The organism is Thiocapsa marina 5811, assembly GCF_000223985.1.
GTDB lineage: Bacteria > Pseudomonadota > Gammaproteobacteria > Chromatiales > Chromatiaceae > Thiocapsa > Thiocapsa marina.
This window is the reverse complement of record NZ_AFWV01000011.1, coordinates 154,700-166,737: the sequence shown is the minus strand read 5'-3', so window position 1 is coordinate 166,737 and position 12,038 is coordinate 154,700. Positions and strand designations below refer to the sequence as shown.

The 12,038-nt window shown below is 64.0% G+C and carries 14 protein-coding genes; 2 read left to right on the top strand and 12 right to left on the bottom strand.

The window, feature by feature from the left end; all coding sequences use genetic code 11:
- Positions 1-362: 362 nt before the first annotated feature.
- A complete protein-coding gene (locus THIMADRAFT_RS16850; RefSeq protein ID WP_007194284.1) occupies positions 363-836 on the top strand; it encodes a YbhB/YbcL family Raf kinase inhibitor-like protein in 474 nt (157 codons plus the stop codon).
- Between the two features lie 85 nt (positions 837-921).
- On the opposite strand, the gene ccmI is transcribed toward THIMADRAFT_RS16850, so the two are convergent.
- From ccmI to THIMADRAFT_RS16795, 11 genes are all read right to left on the bottom strand, one after another.
- A complete protein-coding gene (gene ccmI / locus THIMADRAFT_RS16845; RefSeq protein ID WP_007194283.1) occupies positions 922-2,250 on the bottom strand; it encodes a c-type cytochrome biogenesis protein CcmI in 1,329 nt (442 codons plus the stop codon).
- Positions 2,247-2,747: a cytochrome c-type biogenesis protein gene (locus THIMADRAFT_RS16840; RefSeq protein WP_007194282.1), complete on the bottom strand. Its 501-nt coding sequence runs from the start codon at positions 2,745-2,747 to the stop codon at positions 2,247-2,249. The genes ccmI and THIMADRAFT_RS16840 overlap by 4 nt, the downstream gene beginning before the upstream one ends.
- Positions 2,744-3,307 (bottom strand): DsbE family thiol:disulfide interchange protein, encoded by a 564-nt coding sequence (locus THIMADRAFT_RS16835; RefSeq protein ID WP_007194281.1) that lies wholly within the window; start codon positions 3,305-3,307, stop codon positions 2,744-2,746. The genes THIMADRAFT_RS16840 and THIMADRAFT_RS16835 overlap by 4 nt, the downstream gene beginning before the upstream one ends.
- Positions 3,304-5,289, bottom strand: coding sequence for a heme lyase CcmF/NrfE family subunit (locus tag THIMADRAFT_RS16830; protein ID WP_007194280.1), 1,986 nt, complete (start codon positions 5,287-5,289; stop codon positions 3,304-3,306). The genes THIMADRAFT_RS16835 and THIMADRAFT_RS16830 overlap by 4 nt, the downstream gene beginning before the upstream one ends.
- Positions 5,289-5,756: a cytochrome c maturation protein CcmE gene (ccmE, locus tag THIMADRAFT_RS16825; protein WP_007194279.1), complete on the bottom strand. Its 468-nt coding sequence runs from the start codon at positions 5,754-5,756 to the stop codon at positions 5,289-5,291. The genes THIMADRAFT_RS16830 and ccmE overlap by 1 nt, the downstream gene beginning before the upstream one ends.
- The gene (gene ccmD, locus THIMADRAFT_RS16820) at positions 5,753-5,923 is read right to left on the bottom strand and encodes a heme exporter protein CcmD (RefSeq protein WP_007194278.1); all 171 of its coding nucleotides are present in this window, start codon (positions 5,921-5,923) and stop codon (positions 5,753-5,755) included. The genes ccmE and ccmD overlap by 4 nt, the downstream gene beginning before the upstream one ends.
- Positions 5,920-6,678, bottom strand: coding sequence for a cytochrome c biogenesis protein CcsA (ccsA, locus tag THIMADRAFT_RS16815; RefSeq protein ID WP_007194277.1), 759 nt, complete (start codon positions 6,676-6,678; stop codon positions 5,920-5,922). Before ccsA ends, ccmD begins: the two co-directional genes overlap by 4 nt.
- Positions 6,679-6,701: 23 nt before the next feature.
- Positions 6,702-7,373: a heme exporter protein CcmB gene (gene ccmB, locus THIMADRAFT_RS16810; RefSeq protein WP_007194276.1), complete on the bottom strand. Its 672-nt coding sequence runs from the start codon at positions 7,371-7,373 to the stop codon at positions 6,702-6,704.
- Positions 7,374-7,379: 6 nt separating this feature from the next.
- A complete protein-coding gene (gene ccmA / locus THIMADRAFT_RS16805) occupies positions 7,380-7,997 on the bottom strand; it encodes a cytochrome c biogenesis heme-transporting ATPase CcmA (protein ID WP_007194275.1) in 618 nt (205 codons plus the stop codon).
- Between the two features lie 278 nt (positions 7,998-8,275).
- Complete coding sequence (locus THIMADRAFT_RS16800; RefSeq protein WP_007194274.1) at positions 8,276-9,103, bottom strand: tyrosine-protein phosphatase; 828 nt, start codon at positions 9,101-9,103, stop codon at positions 8,276-8,278.
- 18 nt (positions 9,104-9,121) lie between these two features.
- Positions 9,122-10,204 (bottom strand): Sfum_1244 family protein, encoded by a 1,083-nt coding sequence (locus THIMADRAFT_RS16795; protein ID WP_007194273.1) that lies wholly within the window; start codon positions 10,202-10,204, stop codon positions 9,122-9,124.
- A gap of 129 nt (positions 10,205-10,333) precedes the next feature.
- Here THIMADRAFT_RS16795 and THIMADRAFT_RS16790 point away from each other — a divergent pair, with 129 nt between their 5' ends.
- Positions 10,334-10,888 (top strand): hypothetical protein, encoded by a 555-nt coding sequence (locus tag THIMADRAFT_RS16790; protein ID WP_007194272.1) that lies wholly within the window; start codon positions 10,334-10,336, stop codon positions 10,886-10,888.
- A 158-nt stretch (positions 10,889-11,046) separates the two neighbouring features.
- Here THIMADRAFT_RS16790 and THIMADRAFT_RS16785 read toward each other — a convergent pair whose 3' ends face one another.
- Positions 11,047-12,000, bottom strand: coding sequence for a DMT family transporter (locus tag THIMADRAFT_RS16785; RefSeq protein WP_007194271.1), 954 nt, complete (start codon positions 11,998-12,000; stop codon positions 11,047-11,049).
- Positions 12,001-12,038 lie beyond the last annotated feature (38 nt).

The window sequence follows — 12,038 nt, the reverse complement described above, 5'->3', positions numbered from 1 at the left end:
CGCAGCGCTGGCTTGGGGCCGATGTGCGCGCGGCGAAGTGGCTCGAGCGCGTCGGTGTGCGTGCGTGATTTGCGGGCCGGTTTCACAGGCCAAAAAAAGGCGGCCAATCGGCCGCCGAAGGACGCACAGCTATTGAGAGGAAAAGCGATCTCGAGGTGATCGTGTCCGTGTGGCCGGATGCATCGATCCGCGGGCTCGAGTGTCTGTATTCGCGTTATCCTTAAAAGGCCCGAGAGTCCGGGCTTGATCGGCGTGACCGAGCGATTTCTCTCGGATAAAACTCCGTGACCCGAGCCGCTGTCGAAACGGAGACGACGGGGCGTTGATGCCCCATAGGTTAGCACATCTATGGAGACGTAAAGATGTCACTGGTTCTCGAATCGGACGCTTTTGTCGAAGGAGCACCCATCCCAGTCCGCTACACCTGCGAGGGCGATGATGTCTCGCCGCCTCTATCGTGGGCAAATCTGCCCGAAGGTACTGCGAGCTTGGTCTTGATCGTCGATGATCCGGATGCCCCGGATCCCGCAGCTCCGCGGATGGTGTGGGATCATTGGATCCTCTATAACCTGCCGCCCGAGGCATCACTCGCCGAAGGCATGACCTCCGATCGACTTCCCGTGGGCACCGGCGAGGGGATCAATAGTTGGGGACGTGTCGGCTACGGCGGGCCTTGCCCGCCGATCGGCTGTCACCGCTATTTCCACCGGCTCTATGCGCTCGATGTCCGCCTGCCGAGCGAGCTGGGAACCCCGACCAAGGATGAGCTCCTGCTTGCTATGGAAGATCACATCCTCGGTCGCACCGAGCTGGTCGGCCTCTACGAGAAACGTTAAACCGCGTCTGCTGCGAGGTTTTCGGGTCGATACGACGTCGAGGCAATGCGTAACCGGCGCTTGTCGCGCCGGACGCGGTTTAGGTCTAGGGCCTGATGCGGTTGATGGTGACGGCGACTTGCGTGTTTCCGGCGCTGTCGATCGGTCCGCTTTCGCCTTCGAGATCGCCGGGTTGCGGTGTCGCTTGGCCGCTCTTGGCCACGCGCGCGCCGATCATCACCTGCGGGAAGGCGGAGAGGCGCATCTCGGGCATCATCGCCATGCTGTCGTCGAGGATGACACGGGTCGGCAGGTCCTTGACCTGAATGCGCTGAACGGCGAGCGGCATCGGCGGGCCGGCGACGGCGCGCGCGAAGACGAACACGGTATCCTCCGGAGCGGCACCGGCAGAGATGGCTTGATCCAGGCTGACGTCTGCGCTAACCGATGCGCCGGTGGCGGGCTCGGGCGCGGCGGGCGATTCGGTCAGGGTTCCGGGTGATGCGTCAGCTTCGCCCGGAGCTGCCGCGGCGGGCTGGGTCGCGGTCGCTGCGTTTGCGGGAGCGCCGGCACGCGTCTGCGCCTCCGTGATCATCTCGCGCATGTCCGCGGCGTCCTCCGACGCGGGGTCCATCTCGTCGAGGATGCGCTGCCAAGCCGTTGCCGCGGCGGTGTACTGCCCGCGCTGGTAGTAGAGCATTCCGGCAAGCCAGCGGGCACTCACGTTGTCCGGCTCGGCCTTCAGAACCTGCTCGATCAGTGCGGCGGGCTCGCCTTCAAGGCTGTTGTTGCTGTTGGCAGCCATGGCCTCGGCGTAGGCGAGCATTACGTCCGGGCGATCGGGGGCCAAGGCGTAGGCCTTCGAGACAGCATCGAGCGCCTGACCGGGTCGACGCATGGTGAAGTAGGTCCGACCGATCATCAGCCATCCGTCGACGTTGTTCGGATCCTCCGCGAGCCTCTCTTCGAGACGCTGGACCAGAACCTCGAGCGGCGGGAGCTCCTCGCCGTCGGGTCCGATCAGGGTCTGCGATGTCTCGCCGCTCAGGGCAACGCCCTCGATGCGCTCGATGATCTCGCGGTGGCCGACCTCGTTGTAGATCAGCACCGCCGATGTCGGAACCGCCACGGCCAGCACGAGTGCCATCCATCGCCCGCCGGAGGTGCCGCGACGCCCCGATGCCGCGAGCTCGCCCGGGATATCGCGCAGAAGATCCCGCTCCAGATCGCGTCGCGCCGCGGCGTACTGATCTTGTTCCAGAAAGCCGGAGGCCAGGTCGGCATCCAGTTCTTGGAGTCGCTGCTTGAAGACCGTGAGGTTCAACTTGTCCTGCTCCGGTGCTTCGGTTGCTTGCTCGGGTTGCAGTAGCGGCAGGGCGACAAAAAACATCGCCAGGCCCATGAGCCCGGCGGTCAGAATCCAGAAGATGATCATTTGATGTTTTCTTGGTTGTCGCCGTCGGCGGCGAGCAGTCGTTGAAGACGGGCGCGTTCGGCCTCGGTGAGATCCTCCTCGGGCTCGTCCTTCTTGCGCCCGAGCGTGCGGAACAGCAGGTAGCCGCCCAAGCCGAGGAAGATGAAGGGGCCGAACCAGAGGATGTAGGTCGATGGCTTGATCGGAGGCTCGTAGAGCACGAAGTCGCCGTAGCGATCGACGAGGAAGGTTACGATCTCCTCGTCGCTTTGGCCCTCGAGCATCATGCGATAGACCTCTTCGCGTAGATCCTGAGCGACGCCGGCCTGCGAGCCGGCGAGCGACTCGTTTTGGCAGACCAGGCAGCGGAGCTTGGCGATCAGGTCGCGAAATGCCTCGTGCTGGCCGGGTTGCTCGAACTTGAACTCCTCGAGCGTGTAGGCGGGTAGGTTGCCGAATGCCAGTGTGCCGGCGAGCAGCGCGAGGCCTAAAGAGAGCTTGCGGATGCGATGGATCATGATGACTGAGGTCTGTACTGCTCGACGATGGGGCGGATCGTGGTTTCCCAGACGTTGCGGTCGACCGGCCCGATGTGCTTGTAACGGATGATGCCCTCGCCGTCGACCACGAAGGTCTCGGGTGCCCCGTAGACGCCCCAGTGCAGGCCGTAGCGGTTGTCCGGATCGTAGGCGCTCACGACGTAGGGGTTGCCGTAACGCTTGAGCATCTCGAGCGCTTCGGGTCGCGTATCTTTCCAGTTGAAGCCGACGACCTGGACATCGTTCTCGCGCGCGATCTGCATCAGCTCGCCATGCTCCTGACGGCATGACGGGCACCACGATGCCCAGACATTGACCAACGAGACCTTACCCATGAGGATCTCGTTGGTGACCGTTCGGCTCGGGTCGTCCAGCGACTCGAGCTCGAATACGGGCGCAGCTTTGTTCACGAGCGGCGAGGGGACCTTGCGCGGATCCAGTTGCAGTCCGTAGAACAACAGGGCCGCCAAGGCGATGAAGACCGCCAACGGGATCAGCGCGCGCCTCTTCGCCTTTGTTGTTGCGGAGGTCGCCGTCATGGGCGTGCCCCCAACGCCCCGGCCGGGACATCCGCTGTTCGCCGCATCGTGCGATAACGCCGATCGGCCATCGCCAAGAGGCCGCCGAGCGCCATGAAGATCGCACCGAGCCAGATCCAGCGCACGAAGGGTTTGTAGTAGACCCGCAGGGCCCAATCGCCGTCGGTTCCGACCGGTTCGCCGAGCGAGACATAGAGGTCACGCAGGAAGCCTGCGTTGATGGCTGCCTCGGTCATCGGCATTCCGCCGGAGAAATAGGAGCGTTTCTCCGGATAGAGTACGGCGATCTGTCGCTCGCCCTTGTAGACGATGAACTCGCCCTGCTGCGCCAGATAGTTGGGACCGGTGATCGCCTGTGCACCGTTGAATTGGAAGCGGTAGCCCGAGTCCTCGTGGACGTCGCCCGGCGACATCCGCACGTCGGTCTCGGAGCCGTGGATCGACACCATGGTGACGCCGACGATGAACACCGCGATCCCGACATGCGCGGTCCACATGCCGTAGTAGCTGAGGTTGCGAGCGTTGATGTCGGCGGCCAGGGCTCGGAATCCGCCTTTGTTCTTCAATCGCTCGGCCAATGCGACGAGGTGTGTGGCGACGAGCCAGGCGCTCATGCTCAGGCCGAAGGCCATCGCGAGTCCGCCGTCCTCGAAGACCGGCTGCAAGGCCACGATGAAGACGGCGATGCCGAGCGCAAGCGCGATCCAAAGCGAGCGCACCAGACGCATCGGCTCGTCGTGCTTCCAGCGGGTCAAGGGTCCGATCCCCATTGCGACGATCAGGAACGGGGAGAGCGACACGAACATCTTGTTGAACCAGGGGAAACCGACCGAGATCTTGCCCCAGCCCGCGGCCTCGTAGATCAGCGGGGCGAGGGTGCCGAATAAGACCAGCACCGTGAGTGTCGCGAAGAGCAGATTATTCACGAGCAGGAAGCTCTCGCGCGAGAGGACGTCGAATCGACCGCCACCCGCGATGGTCGGTGCACGCCAGGCGTAGAGCGCGAGTGAGCCGCCGATGACGACGCAGAGGAAGATGAGGATGAAGGTGCCGCGCGCTGGGTCGGTCGCGAAGGCATGCACCGACGTCAAGACACCCGAGCGCACCAGGAAGGTTCCGAGCAGCGACAGCGAAAAGGCCGAGATGGCGAGCAGCACCGTCCAGCTCTTGAAAGCCGCGCGTTTCTCGGTCACGGCGAGCGAATGGATCAATGCCGTACCCACCAGCCAGGGCATGAAGGAGGCGTTCTCGACCGGATCCCAGAACCACCAGCCGCCCCAACCCAACTCGTAGTAGGCCCACCAGGAGCCCAAGGCGATACCGATGGTGAGGAAGACCCAAGCCGCGGTCGTCCATGGCCGCGACCAGCGCGCCCAAGCCGAGTCCAGCTTGCCGCCGATGAGGGCGGCAATCGCGAAGGCGAAGGCAACGGAGAAGCCTACATACCCCATGTAGAGCATCGGCGGATGGATCGCGAGACCGGGATCCTGGAGCAGGGGATTCAGATCACGACCTTCTAGCGGCGCGGGGAAGAGCCGGTCGAAGGGGTTGGATGTCAGGAGCATGAACAGCAGAAAGCCGATTGCCACCATGCCGAGAACCGAGACCACGCGAGCGACCATTGCCAGCGGCAGGTTTTTGCTGAAGGCCGCAACCGCGGCACCCCATCCGGCCAACATCAGGGCCCACAAGAGCAGTGACCCCTCATGTCCGCCCCAGACCGCCGAGACCTTGTAGATGGCCGGCATCAGTGAGTTGGAGTGAGACGCAACGTACTCGACCGAGAAGTCGTCCGTCAGAAACGCATGCAGGAGCGCGACGAACGCGATGGCGATGAAGGTCAGCTGGCCGCGGGCGAGCGGCCGAGCCATCTCCATCCAACGGCGGTTGCCGACGAAGCTGCCGAGAAGCGGGAGCGATGCCTGCGCGACGGTGATCACGAGGGCGAGAACAAGCGCGAAGTGACCGAGCTCGGGGACCATCAGTTTGACGCTCCGCGGGTGCCCATCGACTCTATGACGCCTTCGACATGGGCGGTTTGGAGTGTGTCCGCGACCTCGGGCGGCATGTATTCCTCGTCATGCTTGGCGAGGACCTCCTCTGCGTAAAAGACGCCGTCGGCGCCGAGTCGGCCCTTGGTCACCACCCCTTGGCCTTCGCTGAAGAGGTCGGGGAGGATCCCGGTGTAGGCGACCGTGACCGTCTCGGCGTTGTCGGTCACGTCGAATTTGACCGTCAAGCCGTCTTCCTGGCGTGCCACGGTTCCCGGTGTCACCAAGCCGCCGAGCCGGAAGACGTGCTCGGCCGGGGCCTCGCTCGCCATGACCTGAGACGGGCTGAAGAAGTAGGAGATGTTGCTGTTGAGTGCACTCAAGGCCAAGGCCGAGGCCGCGCCGACACCGACGATGGCGAGGCCGACGAACACCAAACGTTTCTGTCTTGCTTTCATTGATTCACTCCAGAGTCGCGCATCCGGATCAATCGACCAAGACGGGCCAAAATGGTTCGCCGTTGAGCGCGCAATTGAAGGATTTCCGCCACGAGCAGCACCGCAACCATCCCGTAGGCGCCCCAGACGAAGAAGGCATAACCGCCTTGAGAGAAAAATTCGCTCATGCTCGACCGTCCTTCACGAGAAGCTCCTGAACCCAGCTGTTGTCGGACTCGCGGGTCAAGATAATGCTGCGCAGCCGCATCAGCGTGGTCGCGAAGGAATACATCCAGAATCCGAAGGTCACCGCCAACATCGAAAAGAGGATGTTGCCCTCGATCTGCGTCAGGTTGGACCGCTGATGGAGCGCGGCACATTGGTTCGGATCCGGACAGTTCACCGACCAGAAGATGAGCGGGACCATCACCAGACCGACGATCGCCAGGAGTGCTGCAGCCCGGTCGGCACGGCGCGTGTCGTCGATCGCCGAGTGCAGCGCGATGTAGCCGATATACATGAAGAAGAGGATCAGCTCCGTCGTGAGGCGAGGATCCCAGTCCCAGTAGGTGCCCCAGCTGGGACGACCCCAAAAGGCCCCGGTCCAGAGCGCCAGGAAGGTGAAGATGGCCCCCGTCGGTGCGATCGCGTTGGCCATCATGAACGAGAGCCGGGTGTTGAAGACCAGCCCGATCGCCGCCCAGACCACCATCACGACGTAGAGCCACATCGACATCCAAGCGGCCGGGACGTGGATAAAGATGATGCGGTAATACTCCTTCTGCGCATTGCTCCCGCCGAGTTGATCCGGGGTCTGGAAAAATCCCCAGTAGAGGCCGGCCAAGAGACACACCCCGGTCAAGATCCAAAACACCGGGATCATGCGTCCTGCAAGCGGGTAGAAGGAGGCCGGGGCGGCAAATCTAAACCAGTTCGAAGCCATTGGTGAAGGGGTCTTCCCTCGGATTATTCGATTGAAATCTTAAGCGCAGCCGACGATGCCAGCGGCGCAAACGTGAGCGCGGCAACCAAGAACGCCCCGAGAAGGGCGAGATAGGGCCGCGTGTCCGCCATATCGATACCGCTCGCCGTGACCGCGCCGGCCCCGTAGACCAGCACCGGGATATAGAGCGGCAGGATCAACAAGGACAAGAGGATACCGCCGCCGCGCAGCCCCAGGGTCAAGGCCGCGCCGATCGCTCCGATCAGACTGAGCACCGGCGTTCCGAGCAAGAGGGCGAGCATCATGATCAGGATCGCGTCGTCGGAGAGATGGTACTGCATGCCGACCAGCGGGGCGATGAGGACCAGCGGCAGACCGGTCAGGAGCCAGTGTGCCGTAATCTTGGCCAGCACCAGCAACGACAAGGGTTGCGCCGTCAAGACCATCTGTTCGAGCGTGCCGTCCTCGTAGTCCGCCGCGAACAGGCGCTCGAGCGCCAACATCGAGGCCAGCAGTGCCGCTACCCAGACCACGCCGGGGCCGAGGATCTGCAGGATCTGTCGTTCGGTGCCCACGCCCAACGGGAATAGGCTCACCACGATGATGAAGAAGAAGAGCGTGGTCAAGACGTCCGTGCGTCGCCGCAGGGCCAGCGTCAGATCGCGCAGCAGAACGCACCAGAAGACTCGCAGCACGGCCGGTCAACCCCCGAGGTGAAGGCGTTCGACCTGACCGGAGGTCAGGCCGACCTCCTGGTGAGTCGTCAGGACGACGATCCCCGCGTGCGCCACATGCTCGGCGATGAGGGTCTCGAGCAAGTCCACGGCGCCGACGTCCAAGGCGGTGAAGGGCTCGTCGAGGATCCAGAGCGGCGCCTTGCTCAGGATCAGCCGCGCCAAGGCCACGCGCTTTTTCTGACCCTGCGACAGCATGCGCGTGGGCAGATCCTCGAATCCGACAAGACCGATCCGCGCCAGCGCCGCCCAGATGGCGGAATCCTCGACGCGATCCCCGTCCAAGGTCGCGGCGATACGGAGATTCTCGATACCCGTCAGGTCGCCCTTGATACCGTTCAGATGTCCGAAATAAAGGAGATCGCGCCGATAATCCTCGCCGAGACGACGCGTCGGCTCGCCTTTCCATCGGATCTCACCCGAGTCCGGCGTGAACAGCCCGCACAGCGAGCGCAGGAGCGTCGTCTTGCCGCTGCCGTTCGCGCCGCGCACATGCAGGAGTGTTCCCCCGGCCACGGCGAAGTCGAGACCCGAGAAGAGCAGGCGGTCGCCTCGCTTGCACTGGAGCTGTGTCACCGCGAGCATGGAGAGTGAAGGGGTTCCCTGAATGAGTCTGAATGCGCCGAGCGCTCGACCGCGCCGCGGATCTTGTCGAGTCCGCTTCTTTAACGGTCTCCGCCCGATGCCGGCGAGCAACCTTATACGCTGGCTGCGGATTCCACAACTGCCCCGAGCCTCGACGTCCGGCCGAATCGACTCGCGCGGCCGCGTGATCGGCCGCGCGGTATGCGGACGCGCCGCGCTGACCTTGAGACTCGGCAGCCGCCGCGACGGTGTCTGCTCGCGCGGTGTGCAACCCCCGATCACGGTGTTCGGCGACGCCACGGCACGAAGCGCAGCCAGTCGCTTTCGGCCGGCGGGGTCTCGGGTCTCATGCCGGACGCCAGCGCGATGAGATCCTCTCCGTCGAGAAGACGTCGAGGATTGTCCAGTGTCAGCAGCGTCGCCGCATCCTCCCCGAGCCATGCGGCGACGCAGGCGCGGGCTACTGACAGGGTGTCCGGACTGCGCCTCGTCGGACGATGCGCATCCGAGGCGATCAGATGCACCCAGCCCGACTCCAGCCAACGCCGACTCAGTCGCTGCAGGCGCTCGCCGAAATCGCCGCTGCAACTTTGTGCGGTGAGCTGGACCTTGCAGCCCCAATCGACCCACTCTGCCAAGCGCTGCGGGCGACGCGCGAGTGCGAGATTGCGCTCGGGATGCGCGATGACGGGCGTGATACCGTGCCGCAGAAGTTGCCCCAGGATGACGTCGGTGCCCCGCGGAACGGTCTTCTTCGGAAGCTCGACGAGCACGGCCTTGCCGCGGTCGTTGTAGGTCAGGGCGCTGCCGTCGAGCACGCGGCTCGGCACTTCGGGAACAAGATGGATCTCCGCACCCGCAAAGAGGTCGAGCGGAATCTCCGCATCGAGCAGGCGTTGCCGCAAGTCCGCCAAGGCGTGCCGGACCAAAACTGCGGGATTCCGGTAAACCCCGTTTAGATGATGCGGAGTGCAGACGATTCCGAGGATTCCAGCCGCGACGGCGACCCGGGCCATGTCGATCGCCGTCTCGAAGGTGTGCGCCCCGTCGTCGAGCCCAGGGAGGATGTGGCAATGGACATCGATCACGGCGGGTCCCTGTCGCATGGATTCCTGTCTGCACTGCTAGAGTCGACGGGATTCGACCAGGAGCCTGATGGCATCGGGAAGGCCCGCGGGGCTTGCATCGGACAGCGCGCGAGGCGTCGCGCCGCCGTGTCGCCGGTAGAGCGCGAGCATCTCCTCGGCGACCTGCTCCCAATGGGCGCGGCCTTGATCCGCGAGTTGCGCGAATGCGCCTGTTGCGTCGGTCTCCAGCCAGGCCGCATAGGCGTCTTTCAGCGCCGGAAACAAGTGCAGACGCATGCCGGTCAAGGTGCCGATGTAAAAGTGCAGGGAGGCCGGCTCGCCCGCGTCCGCCAGTGTCGGAAGGGTCACGAGACAATCGGCAAGGTGATCGCGGACCGCACGCGCCATGAGCTCTGCCGGTGTGTGGACGAGTACCGCCAGCATGGCGTTCCAATCCTCTCCGAGACGCTGTCCGGCCTCGTATTCGCCTTGCTCGTGCAGCAGCAACGCCTTGATCTCGCGCGCGGTCATGGCCTCGAGCGATGATTCGAGTGCACCGTCGAAGTCGTAACAGGCGAAGGCGCGGCCGAGTGCGTTGTCGGGGCGGTGCCAGCGCCAGCCTTCGAGCTTCTCCCACAGATAGCGCCGCAGGGACTCGCGCCGCACGAAGATGGTGCGGCCCAGGGTCATGGCCGGGGGTGCGCTCAAGTCGCGGGCATACTCGTCGGCGACGACGAAGACCGAATAACCGTCGCTCGAGCGGCGTTGCTCGAGCGCGCCGAGAACAAAGTGCGGTTTGGCGCGGTTGCCGAGCCCGCCGCTGTACACCAGGCCGAGCGGGGCGATTCGGTTGTTGATCGCCTCCGCGTCGAAGGGGTCGTAACGCTCGCCGTCGATCTCGATGGGCCGCATCTGCGCCTCTTCAAGCTCCTCCCAGAGCTGCTCGCGCGCCTGGAGCCATTCGCCGACTTGCTCGCGCTCCAAGGACGCACCATAAGGAAGGTGCTTTTCCCAGCGAAAGTACTCCCGCATCTTCATCAGATAGATGCAGAGCGAGTCGTCGGCGCCGTGCCGCGCATCGGAGACGTGACAGTTGTACTGCACGGCCTCGGCCAGCACGCTGATTGAAGCATTCGGCATCTCAACACCTCGAGACGGAAGGGTCTTTTTTCTGAGTAGAATGATAGGACATCAAGCTATCAGCTTCGCGCCGCCCTGCCAATCTCGGGGCGTCGCCGGTCCAAACAAGTCGCGAAACAGGAGTCGGACGTGGCATTACGTATCAAAAGTCATTGGTGGAACGACGATCAGGAGCGCTCGCTGCCCGAGATCGCGAGCGCGTTGGCCTTCATCGCCTGGCGGATCGCCGTGGATAAGGCGATCAATCTGCACTGCGAGCGCTTCGTCTACGAGAGCGATCGTCAGCGTCTGGACGTGATCGAGGAGTACCTGGTCTTCCTGATCCAGATCTCGGACCGCATGTCGCACGGCATCTTGGAGGACGAGGAACGCCGCACACTCATCACCGCCTTTGCCAAGAAGGTCTTCGAGCATGTGCAGGACAACACGCAGGACCTGCTCGGTCCGGGCGACTACGGCGGACCCTTCATCGCCCGGCTCAACGCGCGCTCGGGCGAATATGCGGACTTCCAGTTCGACGACGAGGGTCCGAGCTATGCCTTTCTGCGCCACCTCGGCTTCGAGATCCAATCCCTGATGGGACCGAGCGAGGAGAACCGCTGGGTCATCGATCAGGTCATGGACAAGGACGGTTGGGATGCCTACAAGCGCTTCTCGAAGGCGTTCCGCGATCTTTTCGAGTGAGTCCGACGTTTGCGCGATGGAATGAGAGCGGGGCGAGGGCGAGTGGCCCCCGGCAGGCGTCGGCGCGGGCGTGAAGTCGCATCGGTGAGCGGCGAGCCGTGAAGGTCCTATGCAGAGCCCAGCTGCGCCCCGCTCACCACTCGCCACGGTATCCCGACCTACCCCGACCGACGCGGAGCCGGGCTTCGTGCGGACGGGGTGCCGCGGCGTTCCAGCTGGGTGATCAGGATGCCGCATAGAATGAGGCCGAGTGCGTAGAGATGGTTCGGTTCGGGCTCTTCGCCGAGAAAGAGCATCCCGACGCCGACCGCCCACAGCGGGATCAAGTAGTTCAGCTGAGACACGAACGACGGACCGGCCGATTTCACCAGCGTAAAATAGACGATGGTCGCGATTGCGGTCGCAAAGACGCCGAGCAGCGCGACCGCGATCAGGTGCGGTGTCTCCGGGACGATCTGCGCCCCGACATCCCCGCCGACATCCCCGGTCAGAAAGAGGACCGGCACCATCATCAGCGAGGCCATCGAGATGGTGGAGGCTGCGCTGAAGAGCGCGTCGCTCGCCGGGCGAAGCCGCGCCAGGATCGAGGAAACGGCATAGCTGATCGCACCGCCGAGCACCGCGAGCATCGGCAGCAGGTGCCCTTGCCCGTTGGCGAGATCCGCGAAGGCGTCCGGGCCGACCAGCACAACGACACCGGTAAATCCCAACAGAAAACCAGCCGCGCGATAGCGGGTCAGATGCTCGCCGGGCACCAGGAAATGGGCGAGTCCGAGGGTCGCCAGCGGCATGATCGCCATCAGGATGCCGGCCAACCCGCTGTCGATGAAGGTTTGACCCCAAGAGATCAGAGAGAAGGGCAGGACGTTGCCGAACACGGCGATCAGGACATAGAAGATCCAGAGCCGCGCGCCGGCGCTCGGCCGTGTCGCGAGCATCCAAGCCGCGGGGACGAGCAGCGTCGCGGCCACGACCAGACGCCCCGCCACGACCAGCTCGGATGGCAGGCCGCCCACGGCGATCTTGGTGAGTAGGAAGGAGGTGCCCCACATCAGGGTCAGCGACAACAGCATGACCCAATCGGCGAGGCGATGCCGGCGGGTCAGCTGCATGGGGGTGACTGCAACGGTTCGGTTTGGGTCGGCGCGGA